Source organism: Enterobacter sp. BNK-29 (genome assembly GCF_048684785.1).
GTDB lineage: Bacteria > Pseudomonadota > Gammaproteobacteria > Enterobacterales > Enterobacteriaceae > Enterobacter > Enterobacter cloacae_M.
In genome coordinates this window covers 1,129,571-1,144,452 of sequence record NZ_JBLQTU010000001.1, presented here as the reverse complement: position 1 = coordinate 1,144,452, position 14,882 = coordinate 1,129,571, and the positions used below count along the sequence as shown (strand labels likewise).

The window sequence follows — 14,882 nt, the reverse complement described above, 5'->3', positions numbered from 1 at the left end:
CCCGGCAAAACAGGCAAACGAGGTTCTTATGTCCGTACTCGATCTATACGCCCTTAACGATCTGCCTAAAGTCGAACGCATTCTGGCGCTGGCAGAAACCAATGCCCACCTTGAAAAGCTGGACGCCGAAGGGCGCGTGGCGTGGGCGCTGGAAAACCTGCCGGGAGACTATGTGCTCTCGTCGAGCTTTGGTATTCAGGCGGCGGTCAGCCTGCATCTGGTGAATCAGATCCGTCCGGACATTCCGGTGATCCTCACCGATACCGGCTACCTGTTCCCGGAAACCTACCAGTTTATTGACGAGCTGACGGACAAGCTCAAGCTGAACCTCAAAGTGTACCGAGCGACGGAAAGCGCGGCCTGGCAGGAGGCGCGCTACGGTAAGCTGTGGGAGCAGGGCGTTGAGGGCATTGAGAAATACAATGAGATCAACAAAGTCGAGCCGATGAACCGGGCGCTGAAAGAGCTCAATGCGCAGACGTGGTTTGCGGGCCTGCGTCGCGAGCAGTCCGGCAGTCGTGCAACCTTACCGGTGCTGGCGGTCCAGCGCGGGGTGTTTAAAGTGCTGCCGATTATCGACTGGGATAACCGGACGGTGTATCAGTATCTGCAAAAACACGGGCTGAAGTACCATCCGCTGTGGGACCAGGGCTATCTGTCTGTGGGCGACACTCACACCACGCGCAAATGGGAACCGGGAATGGCGGAAGAAGAGACGCGATTCTTTGGGCTGAAGCGCGAGTGCGGGCTGCATGAAGGGTGATTCCTTATCCACCCCCTCACCCTAACCCTCTCCCCAAAGGGGAGAGGGGATTGCTCGGAGCCGTCTTTTCTCCCTCGCCCCTTTGGGGAGAGGGCAGGGGTGAGGGGAAAATAAGCACTAGGCTTTCCCCGCCTTCGCCAGCTCCTTAACCAGCGGCAGCATGACCTTCACCACATCACGACTGCGGTGCTCAATCCGCTGAGGCAGCGCGCTGTCAATGTGCTGCTGATTATCCAGCATCACGTTGTGCCAGCTTGTCCCGTCCGGGAAGGCTTTCGATTTAGCCCGCTGCTGATAGCCATCTTTCTTGCCCAATGCCCAGTTTGTCGCTTCCACGTACAGCACCGGGATGCCCGCCTTATCGAACACTTCCCCATCGTTGCAGCAGCCCGTTCCTCGCGGATAATCGGGGTTACCGCCAGGGTTGCTGGTGGCAAAAACGCCATGGCTGCGGGCTATCGCCAGCGCCCGGTCGCGCGTCAGTTTCCGCACGGGTCCCGGCGTACTCTGCCCGCTGTTGAAATAGAGTTTATCGCCGACGATCAGGTTATCGAGGTTGATCACCAGCAGCGTATTTTTCTTCTCCTCAGCGCTCATGCGCTTAAGGAGATTCTCAGCCCCGAGTTTGCCCTCTTCTTCACCGCTGGTAGCCACGAAACGAATGCCATACTGGGTTGGAATATCTTTCATCCGCTCGGCCAGTTCGAGCATCACGCCCAGGCCCGCCGCGTTGTCGTCCATGCCCTGCAGCGTCAGCCCGCCGAGGTTGTTATCCGTATCGGCATCGCTCATTGGGGCGTAGGTATCGAGGTGCGCCATAATAATGATTTGTTCAGCCGCGCTACCTTCATGCGCCGCGATAACCGTACTGCCGGTCACGTTATGCCAGTTTTTCGTTTTATTTCGTGAGGTATAGACGTAGCGACTGTGAAACGACCGGATATCGCTCTGATAGCCCATCCCGGCAAACTGCTGGCGAAGATAGTCCGCGGAGAGCATCTCCGCAGGCGAACCGGTCATGCGGCCTGGAAAGACGGTGGCAATATGCCGCGCCTGCATAGTGGCGATTTCACCATAAGGTTGGTTTTTTGCCTGGGCAGGAAGAATAAAGCAAACGCCGAGCGCCAGGGCAGCAATACGGTGGCGCGTTGCGGAAAACATAGTGAGTCCTTAAAAACAGAGCAAAATATTAACCCGCCTAGTATGAAACTGTGATCGCCCATACACAATTTGAATTGCTCTTAAATGCCCGAAATTTCGCGTGTTAAGCACTTTTTGGTATTAGCTTTTTCACGGCGTTATTCCATTGAGTAACTACTCATTCCAATTCGTAATTTCATTCGGTCTAAGCCGCCCCCTATAGTCCCTTTATTCCTCGTTGTTAGTGAGTTGTTGCTTGTGGACTATCTGCCCTTATTTGCCGCGATAAAAGAGAAGCCGGTGCTGGTTGTAGGCACGGGTGAAATTGCCGATCGCAAAATCGCGTTTTTGCAGCGCGCAGGGGCGCAGGTGCGGGTAGTGGCAGAAGCGGATTTTGACGAATCACAAATCGATACCGTAGTGCTGGTGATTGCGGCGACCAAAGATCGCGACCTGAACCGGCGGATTTCCGACGCCGCTCAGGCCCGTTACCGCCTGGTGAACGTGGTGGACGACCAGCCGTTATGCTCGTTTATCTTCCCGTCGATCGTTGACCGTTCTCCGCTGCTGGTGGCGATCTCCTCCGGCGGTACCGCACCGGTGCTGGCGCGCGTGCTGCGTGAAAAAATCGAGGCGCTGCTGCCGACCAGCCTCGGGCGCATGGCGGAAAAAGCCAGCTTCTGGCGCAACCACCTTAAAACGCGCCTGACCAGCGTAACGGAACGCCGTCGCTTCTGGGAACGCGTGTTTCGCGGCCGCTTTGCCAGCCTGATGCATGCCGGTAATGAGACGGCGGCGCAGAAAATCCTCGAGGACGAACTGGATAACCCCGGCAGCACGGGCGGGGAGATCATTCTGGTGGGGGCAGGGCCGGGCGATGCCGGGCTCCTGACGCTGCGCGGCCTGCAGGTGCTGCAGGACGCGGACGTGGTGTTCTACGACCATCTGGTCACCGACGGCGTGCGCGAGCTGATCCGTCGCGACGCGGAGCAAATCTGCGTCGGCAAACGGGCTGGCGAGCACTCGGTGCCGCAGCACGACACCAACCAGATGCTGGTTGACGCCGCCAAAGCGGGTAAAACCGTGGTGCGCCTGAAAGGGGGCGATCCGTTTATCTTCGGCCGCGGCGGCGAAGAGCTGCAGGCGGCAGCCGAAGCGGGCATACCGTTCCAGGTGGTGCCCGGCATCACGGCGGCCTCTGCGGTAACGGCCTACGCCGGTATTCCGTTGACCCACCGCGATTACGCCCAGAGCGTGACCTTTGTGACCGGCCACTACAAGGCCGACAGCACGCCGTTCGACTGGTCGCATCTCGCCCAGAGCCGCCAGACGCTGGCGATCTACATGGGCACGATGAAGGCGGCGGACATCAGCGAACAGCTTATTCAGCACGGTCGCGAGGCGACGACGCCCGTTGCCGTCATTTCTCGCGGCACGCGCGTCGATCAGCACGTTGCGACGGGCACGCTGGAACATCTTGCAACCCTGGCGAAAGACGCCCCAATGCCCGCCCTGATCGTGGTGGGTGAAGTGGTGCAGCTGCACAGCACGCTCGCCTGGTTCCAACACACAACCGATACAGAAGGCTTTGGTTCTTCTGTCGTAAATTTGGCTTAAGGAACGGTTATGGACCAAAAACGTCTTACACACCTGCGGCAGCTCGAAGCGGAAAGTATCCATATTATCCGCGAAGTGGCCGCCGAGTTTTCTAACCCGGTGATGATGTACTCCATCGGTAAAGATTCCAGCGTCATGCTGCATCTGGCGCGTAAAGCGTTTTATCCGGGCACGCTGCCGTTCCCGCTGCTGCACGTGGATACCGGCTGGAAATTCCGCGAAATGTACGAGTTCCGCGACCGTACCGCGAAGGCCTACGGCTGCGAGCTGCTGGTGCATAAAAACCCGGAAGGGGTGGCGATGGGCATTAACCCGTTCGTGCACGGCAGCGCCAAGCACACCGATATCATGAAAACCGAAGGGCTGAAGCAGGCGCTGAACAAATACGGTTTTGACGCGGCCTTCGGCGGCGCGCGCCGTGACGAGGAGAAATCCCGCGCCAAAGAGCGTATCTACTCCTTCCGCGACCGCTTCCACCGCTGGGATCCGAAAAACCAGCGTCCGGAGCTGTGGCACAACTACAACGGTCAGATCAACAAAGGCGAAAGCATTCGCGTCTTCCCGCTCTCCAACTGGACCGAGCTGGACATCTGGCAGTACATCTATCTGGAAAACATCGAAATCGTTCCGCTGTATCTGGCCGCCGAGCGCCCGGTGCTGGAGCGCGACGGCATGCTGATGATGATCGACGACGATCGCATCGACCTGCAGCCGGGCGAAGTGATCAAACAACAGATGGTGCGCTTCCGTACACTCGGCTGCTGGCCGCTGACCGGGGCGGTGGAATCCAGCGCGCAGACGCTGCCGGAGATCATCGAAGAGATGCTGGTGTCCACCACCAGCGAGCGACAGGGGCGCGTGATTGACCGCGACCAGGCAGGCTCCATGGAGCTGAAGAAACGTCAGGGTTATTTCTAAGGAGCCGCCATGAACACCACTATTGCTCAACAAATTGCCAACGAAGGCGGCGTGGAAGCGTATCTGCACGCGCAACAACACAAAAGCCTGCTGCGTTTTCTGACCTGCGGCAGCGTGGATGACGGGAAAAGTACCCTGATTGGCCGCCTGCTGCACGATACGCGCCAGATTTATGAAGATCAGCTCTCTTCCCTGCATAACGACAGTAAACGTCACGGCACCCAGGGTGAAAAACTCGACCTGGCGCTGCTGGTGGACGGCCTGCAGGCGGAGCGCGAGCAGGGCATCACCATCGACGTGGCCTACCGCTACTTCTCTACCGAGAAGCGCAAATTTATTATCGCTGACACCCCGGGGCACGAGCAGTACACCCGCAACATGGCGACCGGCGCGTCCACCTGCGACCTGGCGATCCTGCTGATGGACGCGCGTAAAGGCGTGCTGGATCAGACCCGTCGTCACAGCTTTATCTCGACGCTGCTGGGGATCAAACACCTGGTGGTGGCGGTCAACAAGATGGATCTGGTCAACTTCAGCGAAGAGAAGTTCGAGGAGATCCGCCAGAGCTACCTGACCTTTGCCGAACAGCTGCCGGGCAACCTGGATATTCGCTTTGTGCCGCTCTCGGCGCTGGAAGGGGACAACGTCGCCTCCCAGAGCGCGAACATGCCGTGGTACAGCGGTCCGACGCTGCTGGAAGTGCTGGAAACCGTTGAAATTCAGCGCGTGGTCGATACCCAGCCGATGCGCTTCCCGGTGCAGTACGTGAACCGTCCAAACCTCGATTTCCGCGGTTTCTCAGGCACCCTCGCGTCAGGTTCCGTGAAGGTAGGTCAGCGCGTCAAGGTGCTGCCGTCCGGCGTGGAATCGACTATCGCCCGCATCGTAACTTTCGACGGTGACCTGCAGGAAGCGGGCGCCGGTGAAGCCGTAACGCTGGTGCTGAAAGACGAAATTGATATCAGCCGGGGCGACCTGCTGGTCGACGCGCAGGAAACGCTGACGGCAGTGCAGGGGGCTTCCGTGGACGTGGTCTGGATGGCCGAACAGCCGCTGACCGCTGGCCAGAGCTATGACATCAAAATTGCCGGCAAGAAAACCCGCGCCCGCGTGGACGGTATTCAGTTCCAGGTGGATATCAACAACCTGACCCAGCGTGACGTCACCGAGCTGCCGCTGAACGGCATCGGTCTGGTCGATCTGACCTTCGACGAACCGCTGGTGCTGGATCCGTATCAGCAGAACCCGGTCACGGGAGGGCTGATCTTTATCGACAGGCTGACCAACGTTACCGTCGGGGCCGGTATGGTTCGCGAACCGATTAAACAGGCTGCCGCGACGTCTGAATTCAGCGCCTTCGAGCTGGAACTGAACGCGCTGGTGCGTAAACACTTCCCGCACTGGGGCGCACGCGATCTGCTGGGAGGCAAGTAATGGCCGCCCATGATGAGAACGTCGTCTGGCATCCTCATCCGGTCACCGTCGCCCAGCGCGAACAGCTCCACGGTCACCGTGGGGTTGTTCTGTGGTTTACCGGGCTGTCCGGCTCGGGTAAATCGACGGTGGCAGGCGCGCTGGAAGAGGCGTTGCATCAGCAGGGCGTAAGCACGTACCTGCTGGACGGCGATAACGTGCGTCACGGCCTGTGCAGCGATTTAGGGTTTAGCGACGATGACCGCAAAGAGAACATCCGCCGGGTGGGCGAAGTGGCCAGCCTGATGGCTGACGCCGGGCTGGTGGTGCTGACCGCGTTTATCTCTCCGCACCGCGCCGAGCGCCAGATGGTGCGCGAACGCGTGGGCCAGGATCGCTTTATCGAGGTGTTTGTCGATACGCCGCTGGAGGTTTGCGAAGCGCGCGACCCGAAAGGGCTGTACAAGAAAGCGCGTGCCGGAGAGCTGCGCAACTTCACCGGAATTGACGCGGTATACGAAGCGCCTGAATCGCCTGAAATTCACCTGGAAGGTCAACAATTGGTAACAAATTTAGTAAGCCAATTATTAGACCTGCTCAGACGGGACGATATTATCAGATCCTGAGGCGGTATCGTTCGGGAGCTGTCTTCCCGAACGATGAGTCACGGTCACAGGATTAGCTATGCGCAACAGTGAACATTACATCACCACCACCGGGTCGGAGCCGCTAGCGACCGACGACGAAACGACCTGGTCATTTCCTGGGGCCATCATTGGCTTCGTCTCATGGCTGCTGGCGCTTGGCATTCCGTTTCTTATCTACGGCGGCAACACGCTGTTCTTCTTTCTCTACACCTGGCCTTTCTTTCTGGCGTTGATGCCCGTGGCGGTTGTCGTCGGCATTGCGCTGCACTCGCTGCTCAACGGTAAGCTCCTCTACAGCACCGTCGTCACGATTGTGACGGTGGTTCTGATGTTTGGTCTGTTATTTTTGTGGCTCATGGGCTAACTTCAGCCATAATTCAAACCGTAACCAACTGTGTAACGATATTGTGCAGGACGATTCTGCGGAAAAAATGTGGTACATTTGCCCGCGATGTTGCGGCATCTCTGTTACCCCGGCGTAGTGCTCTGGGGAAGTCTTGGGATGATGATGCCGTTTTTCAGGGGGCAGGATGGGTAAACTAACGCTGCTGTTGCTGGCTTTGCTAATCTGGCTGCAATATTCGCTGTGGTTCGGTAAGAACGGACTGCACGACTATAGCCGGGTGAGCGATGACGTCGCGGCTCAGCAGGCAACAAACGCCAAACTTAAGGCGCGAAACGATCAACTCTTTGCTGAAATTGATGACCTCAATGGCGGGCAAGAGGCGATTGAGGAACGCGCACGCAATGAACTCAGTATGACTAAGCCGGGCGAAACCTTTTATCGTCTGGTTCCGGATGCGTCTAAACGCAATCAGGGCTCAGCACAAAACAATCGATAATCAGGCCCAGGATTACGACATGGCAGTAACTTTTTCGGACGTATGCGCCGTGGTGCCGGCCGCAGGTTTTGGCCGGCGCATGCAGACAGAATGTCCCAAGCAGTACCTCTCTATTGGCGATAAAACGATCCTCGAGCACGCCGTGGCGGCGCTGCTGGCGCACCCGCGTGTGACGCGTGTGATCATCGCTATCAGCCCTGGTGATGCGCGCTTCGCGCAGCTGCCGCTGGCAAATCATCCACACATTACCGTCGTTGACGGTGGCGCCGAGCGCGCCGATTCCGTGCTGGCGGGCATTCAGGCCGCCGGAAACGCGTCGTGGGTGCTGGTGCATGACGCGGCGCGTCCTTGCCTGCATCAGGACGACCTTGCGCGCCTGCTGGCGCTGAGCGAAACAAGCAAGGTCGGTGGGATTCTGGCCGCACCGGTGCGCGACACCATGAAGCGCGCCGAGCCGGGCAAACAGGCTATCGCCCACACCGTCGATCGCGTCGATTTATGGCACGCGCTGACGCCACAATTTTTCCCCCGCGAATTACTCCACGACTGCCTAACGCGTGCGCTTAAAGAAGGCGCGACCATCACGGACGAAGCCTCCGCGCTGGAATATTGCGGTTTCCACCCTGAGCTTGTTGAAGGACGCGCTGATAATATAAAAGTGACGCGTCCGGAAGATTTACAGCTCGCGGAATTTTATCTTACCCGTTCGAACCATCAGGAGAAGGCATAATGCGAATTGGACACGGTTTTGATGTACACGCCTTTGGCGGAGAAGGCCCAATTATCATTGGCGGCGTGCGCATTCCCTATGAAAAAGGACTGCTGGCGCATTCTGATGGCGACGTGGCACTGCATGCGCTGACCGACGCGCTGTTGGGCGCTGCCGCGCTGGGTGATATCGGCAAGCTGTTCCCGGACACCGACCCGGCATTTAAAGGAGCGGACAGCCGCGAGCTGCTGCGCGAAGCGTGGCGCCGCATTCAGGCGAAAGGTTACACCCTCGGCAACGTCGACGTGACGATTATTGCCCAGGCCCCGAAAATGCTGCCGCACATTCCACAGATGCGCGTGTTTATTGCAGAAGATCTGGGCTGCCATATGGACGACGTGAACGTCAAAGCGACGACGACCGAGAAGCTGGGCTTTACCGGGCGTGGCGAAGGGATTGCGTGTGAGGCCGTGGCGCTGCTGGTGAAGGCGAGCAAATGACGGACTTCGACAACCTGACATACCTGCACGGTAAACCACAGGGGAACGGGGTGCTGAAAGCCAGCCCGGAAGATTTCCTCGTGGTGGAGGATCTGGGCTTTGAGCCGGATGGCGAAGGCGAACATATCCTGGTGCGTATTCTGAAAAATGGCTGCAATACCCGCTTTGTGGCCGACGCGCTGGCAAAATTCCTCAAAATTCATGTCCGCGAAGTGAGCTTTGCCGGGCAGAAAGATAAACACGCCGTCACTGAACAGTGGCTCTGCGCGCGCGTTCCCGGCAATACGATGCCTGATTTAAGCAAATTTGAGCTTGAAGGCTGTAAGGTACTGGAGTTCGCCCGCCACAAGCGCAAACTGCGTCTGGGGGCGTTGAAGGGGAACGACTTTACGCTGGTGCTGCGTGAAGTGTCCCACCGCGAAGATGTTGAAAAACGTCTTAACGCTATCAGTGAGCGCGGCGTACCGAACTACTTTGGCGCGCAGCGCTTTGGCATTGGGGGCAGCAACCTGCAGGGCGCGCTGCGCTGGGCGCAAAGCGATGCACCGGTGCGCGACAGGAATAAACGCAGTTTTTGGTTGTCGGCGGCCCGCAGCGCGTTGTTTAATCAGATTGTGAGCGAAAGGCTGAAAAAACCGGACGCGAATCAAGTTGTTGTTGGCGATGCGCTACAATTAGCGGGACGCGGAAGCTGGTTTGTGGCAACGGCCGAAGAAATGGCCGATGTGCAGTCGCGCGTGGACGCAAAAGCGCTGATGATTACCGCCGCGTTGCCGGGTACGGGCGACTGGGGAACAAAGGGCGACGCGCTGGCCGCCGAGCAGTCAGCAGTAGCGGATGCGCCAGAATTGCAATCCTTGCTGGTGCGGGAAAAAGTCGAAGCGGCACGCCGCGCGATGCTGCTCTATCCGCAGCAGTTAAGCTGGAACTGGTGGGATGACGTAACCGTCGAGTTACGCTTCTGGCTACCGGCAGGTAGCTTTGCCACCAGTGTTGTCAGGGAACTTATCAACACCTCGGGTGATTATGCGAATATTGCTGAGTAACGATGACGGGATCCACGCGCCAGGCATTCAGACCCTGGCCAAACACCTCCGTGAATTTGCGGACGTGCAGGTCGTGGCGCCCGATCGTAACCGCAGTGGAGCGTCTAACTCTCTGACGCTGGAGTCGTCGCTTCGCACCTTTACCTTTGAAAATGGCGATATTGCCGTGCAGATGGGCACGCCAACCGACTGTGTTTTTCTGGGCGTGAACGCGCTGATGCGTCCGCGTCCGGATATCGTCGTCTCCGGCATTAACGCCGGTCCTAACCTCGGCGATGACGTGATTTACTCCGGCACCGTGGCGGCCGCAATGGAAGGGCGCCATCTGGGGTTCCCGGCGCTGGCGGTCTCGTTAAACGGCCACACGCACTACGACACCGCCGCCGCGGTGACCTGTTCGATCCTGCGGGCGCTCGGCCGCGAGCCGTTGCGTACCGGGCGCATCCTCAACATTAACGTGCCGGATCTTCCTCTTGATGAAATTAAAGGCATTCGCGTCACCCGTTGCGGGAGTCGACACCCTGCCGATCAGGTGATCCCGCAGCAGGATCCTCGCGGCAACACGCTTTACTGGATTGGCCCTCCCGGCGATAAGTGCGATGCGGGTCCGGATACCGACTTTGCCGCCGTTGATGAAGGCTATGTTTCGGTTACCCCGCTGCACGTAGATTTAACCGCGTATAGCGCGCATGATGTGGTGTCGGGCTGGCTGGATCGCGCAGGAGTGAACGCGCAATGGTAAACAAACGTGTACAAACTCTTCTGGAACAACTCCGCGCGCAGGGGATCCGCGACGAGCACGTGCTTGAAGCGCTTGCTCAGGTTCCGCGTGAGAAATTTGTAGACGAGGCGTTTGAACACAAAGCGTGGGAAAACGTAGCGCTGCCCATCGGGCAGGGCCAGACGATTTCGCAGCCTTACATGGTGGCGCGCATGACGGAGCTGCTGGAGCTGACGCCCGACTCCCGCGTACTGGAGATTGGCACCGGGTCGGGGTATCAGACCGCGATCCTGGCGCATCTGGTTCATCATGTATGCTCCGTTGAGCGGATTAAAGGTTTACAGTGGCAGGCGCGTCGTCGCCTGAAACAACTTGATTTACATAATGTTTCGACACGACACGGTGATGGATGGCAGGGTTGGAAGGCGCGCGCGCCGTTTGACGCGATCATCGTGACGGCGGCCCCGCCTGAAATTCCTGCAGCCCTGTTGTCGCAGCTGGATGAGGGGGGCATTCTTGTTCTGCCCGTCGGGGACGAGCAGCAGCTTTTGAAGCGCGTTCGTCGGCGCGGCGGCGAGTTTATTATCGACACCGTGGAAGCCGTGCGTTTTGTGCCTCTGGTAAAGGGGGAGTTGGCCTGAGACTCGGAATTATCCAGGGTTATTAAGGCAAATTCAGCGTATGGTGTGGCGCGAAAGATTCGTGTCATCACGGTAAATTTTAAGTCACTGGTAGTTAACACATTCCTGGGGGATAAATGAGCGCGGGAAGCCCTAAATTCACCATCAGCCGTGTTGCGGCATTATCACTGGTTTCGCTCTGGCTGGCAGGCTGTACAAGTTCTAACAACGCGCCTGCGCCCGTCAGTTCTGTCGGCGGAAACAGCAGCTCGGGTAACACGTCCAGCGGAATGTTGATCACTCCTCCGCCTAAAATGGGTACCTCTACGGCGCAACAAAATCCGCCAATCCAGCCGGTTCAGCGTCCAATGACGCAGCCGACACAGATTCAGCCAGTGGAACAGCCTGTTCAGACCCAGAATGGCCGCATAGTCTATAACCGTCAGTATGGGAACATTCCGAAAGGCAGCTATACCGGTGGCAGCACTTATACCGTGAAACGCGGCGATACGCTGTTCTACATTGCGTGGATCACCGGGAACGATTTCCGTGACCTCGCGCAGCGCAATAACGTCCAGGCCCCGTATGGTCTGGAAGTGGGGCAAACGCTCCAGGTTGGCAACGCGACGGGCACGCCGCTTACGCCTGGCAACACCGTTTCAGCGGCCGATGTGACGGCTCAAAATAACAGCGTTAAGCCTGCACAAAAATCCACCACGGTGGTTGCTTCACAACCTGTAATTACGTATTCTGAGGATTCAGGTGATCAGACTGCTAACAAAATGTTGCCGAATAATAAAGGGACTGCGACTGTTGTCACAGCACCGGTAACGGCACCTGTGGTTAGCTCTACTGAACCGACTGCCAGCAGTATGACCTCCAGTTCGCCAATCTCTGCATGGCGCTGGCCAACTGACGGCAAGGTTATCGAGAACTTCTCTTCCTCCGAGGGGGGAAATAAAGGGATCGATATCGCAGGGAGTAAAGGACAGGCTATCATCGCGACCGCTGACGGGCGCGTTGTGTATGCCGGTAACGCTCTGCGCGGTTACGGTAATCTTATTATCATCAAACATAACGATGATTACCTGAGTGCCTACGCCCATAACGACACAATGCTGGTCCGGGAACAACAAGAAGTTAAGGCGGGGCAAAAAATCGCTACCATGGGTAGCACCGGAACCAGTTCTACACGCTTGCATTTTGAAATTCGTTACAAGGGGAAATCCGTAAACCCGCTGCAGTATTTGCCGCAGCGATAATTTGACGGGGCATGCCAGCCAGGGTGTCTCGTTCAGGGATCACGGGTAGGAGCCACCTTATGAGTCAGAATACGCTGAAAGTTCATGATTTAAATGAAGACGCGGAATTTGATGAGAACGGAGTAGAGGCTTTTGACGAAAAAGCCTTAGTAGAAGAGGAACCCAGTGATAACGATTTGGCTGAAGAAGAGCTGTTATCGCAGGGTGCCACACAGCGTGTACTGGACGCGACTCAGCTTTACCTTGGGGAGATTGGTTACTCCCCACTGCTAACGGCCGAAGAAGAAGTCTATTTCGCACGTCGTGCTTTGCGTGGTGATGTAGCCTCGCGTCGTCGCATGATTGAAAGTAACCTGCGACTGGTCGTGAAAATTGCCCGCCGTTACGGCAATCGTGGTCTGGCTCTGCTGGATCTGATTGAAGAGGGCAACTTAGGTCTCATCCGCGCAGTTGAGAAGTTTGACCCGGAACGCGGGTTCCGTTTCTCAACCTACGCGACCTGGTGGATTCGTCAGACCATCGAACGGGCTATTATGAACCAGACCCGTACGATCCGCCTGCCGATTCACATCGTCAAAGAGTTGAACGTTTATCTGCGTACCGCACGCGAGTTGTCCCATAAACTGGACCACGAGCCAAGCGCAGAAGAGATTGCTGAGCAACTCGATAAACCGGTTGATGACGTTAGCCGTATGCTGCGTCTCAACGAGCGCATTACCTCCGTTGACACCCCGCTGGGTGGCGACTCCGAAAAAGCGCTGCTGGACATCCTGGCCGACGAAAAAGACAACGGTCCGGAAGACACCACGCAGGACGATGACATGAAACAGAGCATCGTCAAATGGCTGTTCGAGCTGAACGCCAAACAGCGTGAAGTGCTGGCACGTCGTTTCGGTTTACTGGGGTATGAAGCTGCGACACTGGAAGACGTCGGCCGTGAGATTGGCCTGACCCGTGAACGTGTTCGTCAGATTCAGGTTGAAGGTCTGCGTCGCCTGCGTGAAATCCTGCAGGGGCAAGGTCTGAATATCGAAGCGCTGTTCCGCGAATAAGCAACCTTTCGTCAAAAAGGCCCGTCGTGAGACGGGCCTTTTTCTTTTGCGCTACGGCTTAGCCGTTTCGTGCAGCAGACGCCACACTATCCGCTCGCCTTCCTGATTGAGCACCGCGGTTGACCAGCGCACGTTGACGGCCAGGTCCGGCCGGGTTTGCGTCTCCCGGTAGTGGAGAACCGCGCCACGATCCCAGCGCTCGATCGTGGATAACTCGTCAATGACGATCTTCAGTCCGGGACGGCTTCCGCGCTGGTTTTCCAGAAAACTGGCAAGACCGATATAGTCGATCTGAACGCCGCCCGGCGGGATCATCAGAAAATCCGGGCTGAAGCGGGCGAGCAGGGCGTCGGGATCTCCTTCACCTTTGCCTAACCAGTCTTCGAGCGCAATGTGGAGGTCGATAATGTCGTGTTCGAAAGGCGTCATGAATTCTCCTGTCGCAGCTGGGTGAGCACCTGCGTATTGTTAAGACGAAAAACGAACGGTACAGGCAGCAGGGTCATGCCTGCGGCAAAAATAAACATCCCGTGCCAGGCGGCGAGCGGTGGCAGCCAGGCCTGCGCCAGGTTCAGCGCCTGCGCCAGCAGCAGGGCTCCGGCAAAAAAGCTCAGCTGACGATTAAGATTCCACAGCGCGCTGGCATCCGGCATCTCTTCCCGGCGCGTCGTCAGAAAAGCGCTGCTCTGAGCCGTACTGCTGCACAGGCTTCCCCCCGCGCCCATCAGGGTAAACGCAGCGGCAGGCAGCAGCGTAGCCGAACTGACGTTAATCAAAAGCAGGATACCCGTCGCCTGCAGCAGGCAACCGATGACGATCAGCGGTCGGGGGCCGATGCGGTTAAAATAGCGTCCCGTTGCCGTGATGGCGATAAACGATGCCACAGACCACGGCAGCATGAGCATCCCCGTTGCGGCTGGGCTCATGTTCGCCACATGCTGAAGATAAAACATGCCCGTGACGTTCACCCCAATAAATACGCCGGGAACGCATAAATAAACAAGCATCGAAAAACGCAAAAGCGGGTCCGCGAGCAACGACAGGTTTAGCAGTCTGGCCGCTTTCATCGCGGGCATCTCGTGTTTAAGCCACAGGCAGGCCAAAACAAAGGTCACGATAGCGACCGGTAGCGTGGCGAAAAATATCCATCGCCAGCTTAGCGTCTGCACCAGCAGGCCTCCGATAGCAGGGGAGCAGGCCGGGGCAAGCAGCGCCACCAGCATCACCGCCGAGGAGAGTCGGGCACGCTCGTGAGGCTTAAACTGTTGCCAGGTCAGCGCCTGTCCGACGGGGATCAGTAAGCCCCCTCCCACGCCCTGGATCACACGCCAGGCGATCAGGCTTTCAAGCGTTGCAGACAGGCCCGCCGCAGCGGAGGCTACGCTGAACAGAAAAAGCGAGAGCAGGATGACGCGCTTTGGCCCGATGCGGCGCGTGAGCACGCTGCTGAACGGGATCACCAGCGTCAGGCCGGCTATGTACCCGTTGCTGACCCAGGCGAGGGCTGAAGGCGTGGTGTTAAACGCGTGGGCCATTGCCGGGAAGGCGACGCTGGCAATAAACATATTTATTAAATCAAGAAAAAAGCCCAGCAGATAAACAACGGCGACTTTGCTGCGATACGTCATGGTG

General features: G+C 57.7%; 17 protein-coding genes. 14 read left to right on the top strand and 3 right to left on the bottom strand.

Features of this window, described 5'->3' with window-relative positions; translation table 11 throughout:
• The first annotated feature begins 28 nt into the window (after positions 1-28).
• On the top strand, positions 29-763 hold the full coding sequence (gene cysH, locus ACMGGX_RS05345; protein ID WP_420298139.1) for a phosphoadenosine phosphosulfate reductase: 735 nt from the start codon (positions 29-31) through the stop codon (positions 761-763).
• 117 nt (positions 764-880) lie between these two features.
• On the opposite strand, the gene ACMGGX_RS05340 is transcribed toward cysH, so the two are convergent.
• Entirely contained in the window at positions 881-1,924 is a 1,044-nt protein-coding gene (locus ACMGGX_RS05340) for an aminopeptidase (protein ID WP_063408505.1), read from the bottom strand.
• Positions 1,925-2,161: 237 nt separating this feature from the next.
• Between ACMGGX_RS05340 and cysG the strand changes: the two genes are divergently transcribed.
• The 13 genes from cysG (at position 2,162) to rpoS (ending at position 13,250) form a co-directional block, all read left to right on the top strand.
• A complete protein-coding gene (cysG, locus tag ACMGGX_RS05335; protein ID WP_420298138.1) occupies positions 2,162-3,520 on the top strand; it encodes a siroheme synthase CysG in 1,359 nt (452 codons plus the stop codon).
• A gap of 9 nt (positions 3,521-3,529) precedes the next feature.
• Positions 3,530-4,438: a sulfate adenylyltransferase subunit CysD gene (cysD, locus tag ACMGGX_RS05330; protein ID WP_010434549.1), complete on the top strand. Its 909-nt coding sequence runs from the start codon at positions 3,530-3,532 to the stop codon at positions 4,436-4,438.
• 9 nt (positions 4,439-4,447) lie between these two features.
• Positions 4,448-5,872 carry a sulfate adenylyltransferase subunit CysN gene (gene cysN / locus ACMGGX_RS05325; RefSeq protein WP_348561840.1) on the top strand — a complete coding sequence of 475 codons (1,425 nt, stop codon included), beginning with the start codon at positions 4,448-4,450 and terminating at the stop codon, positions 5,870-5,872.
• A complete protein-coding gene (gene cysC, locus ACMGGX_RS05320; protein ID WP_021241908.1) occupies positions 5,872-6,477 on the top strand; it encodes an adenylyl-sulfate kinase in 606 nt (201 codons plus the stop codon). The genes cysN and cysC overlap by 1 nt, the downstream gene beginning before the upstream one ends.
• A 58-nt stretch (positions 6,478-6,535) precedes the next feature.
• Positions 6,536-6,862: a DUF3561 family protein gene (locus tag ACMGGX_RS05315; protein ID WP_008499610.1), complete on the top strand. Its 327-nt coding sequence runs from the start codon at positions 6,536-6,538 to the stop codon at positions 6,860-6,862.
• Between the two features lie 166 nt (positions 6,863-7,028).
• On the top strand, positions 7,029-7,340 hold the full coding sequence (gene ftsB / locus ACMGGX_RS05310) for a cell division protein FtsB (RefSeq protein ID WP_008499609.1): 312 nt from the start codon (positions 7,029-7,031) through the stop codon (positions 7,338-7,340).
• Between the two features lie 19 nt (positions 7,341-7,359).
• Positions 7,360-8,070: a 2-C-methyl-D-erythritol 4-phosphate cytidylyltransferase gene (gene ispD / locus ACMGGX_RS05305; protein WP_420298137.1), complete on the top strand. Its 711-nt coding sequence runs from the start codon at positions 7,360-7,362 to the stop codon at positions 8,068-8,070.
• Positions 8,070-8,549 carry a 2-C-methyl-D-erythritol 2,4-cyclodiphosphate synthase gene (gene ispF / locus ACMGGX_RS05300; protein WP_008499607.1) on the top strand — a complete coding sequence of 160 codons (480 nt, stop codon included), beginning with the start codon at positions 8,070-8,072 and terminating at the stop codon, positions 8,547-8,549. The genes ispD and ispF overlap by 1 nt, the downstream gene beginning before the upstream one ends.
• Positions 8,546-9,595 carry a tRNA pseudouridine(13) synthase TruD gene (gene truD, locus ACMGGX_RS05295; protein WP_420298136.1) on the top strand — a complete coding sequence of 350 codons (1,050 nt, stop codon included), beginning with the start codon at positions 8,546-8,548 and terminating at the stop codon, positions 9,593-9,595. The genes ispF and truD overlap by 4 nt, the downstream gene beginning before the upstream one ends.
• Positions 9,576-10,337 (top strand): 5'/3'-nucleotidase SurE, encoded by a 762-nt coding sequence (surE, locus tag ACMGGX_RS05290; protein WP_023308990.1) that lies wholly within the window; start codon positions 9,576-9,578, stop codon positions 10,335-10,337. The genes truD and surE overlap by 20 nt, the downstream gene beginning before the upstream one ends.
• Positions 10,331-10,957, top strand: a complete 627-nt coding sequence (locus ACMGGX_RS05285) for a protein-L-isoaspartate(D-aspartate) O-methyltransferase (RefSeq protein ID WP_023333224.1) — start codon at positions 10,331-10,333, stop codon at positions 10,955-10,957. Before surE ends, ACMGGX_RS05285 begins: the two co-directional genes overlap by 7 nt.
• A gap of 116 nt (positions 10,958-11,073) precedes the next feature.
• A complete protein-coding gene (gene nlpD, locus ACMGGX_RS05280; RefSeq protein ID WP_126796371.1) occupies positions 11,074-12,198 on the top strand; it encodes a murein hydrolase activator NlpD in 1,125 nt (374 codons plus the stop codon).
• 59 nt (positions 12,199-12,257) lie between these two features.
• Entirely contained in the window at positions 12,258-13,250 is a 993-nt protein-coding gene (gene rpoS, locus ACMGGX_RS05275; protein WP_008499600.1) for an RNA polymerase sigma factor RpoS, read from the top strand.
• 51 nt (positions 13,251-13,301) lie between these two features.
• Here rpoS and ACMGGX_RS05270 read toward each other — a convergent pair whose 3' ends face one another.
• On the bottom strand, positions 13,302-13,679 hold the full coding sequence (locus tag ACMGGX_RS05270; protein WP_420298135.1) for a DUF4440 domain-containing protein: 378 nt from the start codon (positions 13,677-13,679) through the stop codon (positions 13,302-13,304).
• Complete coding sequence (locus tag ACMGGX_RS05265) at positions 13,676-14,878, bottom strand: MFS transporter (protein WP_420298134.1); 1,203 nt, start codon at positions 14,876-14,878, stop codon at positions 13,676-13,678. The genes ACMGGX_RS05270 and ACMGGX_RS05265 overlap by 4 nt, the downstream gene beginning before the upstream one ends.
• Positions 14,879-14,882: the final 4 nt, after the last annotated feature.

Bases quoted from the DNA above. Each gene is read 5' to 3' on its own strand.
- ACMGGX_RS05315 (WP_008499610.1), top strand. From the start codon at position 6,536: ATGCGCAACAGTGAACATTACATCACCACCACCGGGTCGGAGCCGCTA.
- cysN (WP_348561840.1), top strand. From the start codon at position 4,448: ATGAACACCACTATTGCTCAACAAATTGCCAACGAAGGCGGCGTGGAA.
- surE (WP_023308990.1), top strand. From the start codon at position 9,576: ATGCGAATATTGCTGAGTAACGATGACGGGATCCACGCGCCAGGCATT.
- cysH (WP_420298139.1), top strand. From the start codon at position 29: ATGTCCGTACTCGATCTATACGCCCTTAACGATCTGCCTAAAGTCGAA.
- ftsB (WP_008499609.1), top strand. From the start codon at position 7,029: ATGGGTAAACTAACGCTGCTGTTGCTGGCTTTGCTAATCTGGCTGCAA.
- ACMGGX_RS05265 (WP_420298134.1), bottom strand. From the start codon at position 14,878: ATGACGTATCGCAGCAAAGTCGCCGTTGTTTATCTGCTGGGCTTTTTT.
- ACMGGX_RS05270 (WP_420298135.1), bottom strand. From the start codon at position 13,679: ATGACGCCTTTCGAACACGACATTATCGACCTCCACATTGCGCTCGAA.
- ACMGGX_RS05340 (WP_063408505.1), bottom strand. From the start codon at position 1,924: ATGTTTTCCGCAACGCGCCACCGTATTGCTGCCCTGGCGCTCGGCGTT.
- truD (WP_420298136.1), top strand. From the start codon at position 8,546: ATGACGGACTTCGACAACCTGACATACCTGCACGGTAAACCACAGGGG.
- nlpD (WP_126796371.1), top strand. From the start codon at position 11,074: ATGAGCGCGGGAAGCCCTAAATTCACCATCAGCCGTGTTGCGGCATTA.
- rpoS (WP_008499600.1), top strand. From the start codon at position 12,258: ATGAGTCAGAATACGCTGAAAGTTCATGATTTAAATGAAGACGCGGAA.
- ACMGGX_RS05285 (WP_023333224.1), top strand. From the start codon at position 10,331: ATGGTAAACAAACGTGTACAAACTCTTCTGGAACAACTCCGCGCGCAG.
- cysC (WP_021241908.1), top strand. From the start codon at position 5,872: ATGGCCGCCCATGATGAGAACGTCGTCTGGCATCCTCATCCGGTCACC.
- ispD (WP_420298137.1), top strand. From the start codon at position 7,360: ATGGCAGTAACTTTTTCGGACGTATGCGCCGTGGTGCCGGCCGCAGGT.
- cysD (WP_010434549.1), top strand. From the start codon at position 3,530: ATGGACCAAAAACGTCTTACACACCTGCGGCAGCTCGAAGCGGAAAGT.
- ispF (WP_008499607.1), top strand. From the start codon at position 8,070: ATGCGAATTGGACACGGTTTTGATGTACACGCCTTTGGCGGAGAAGGC.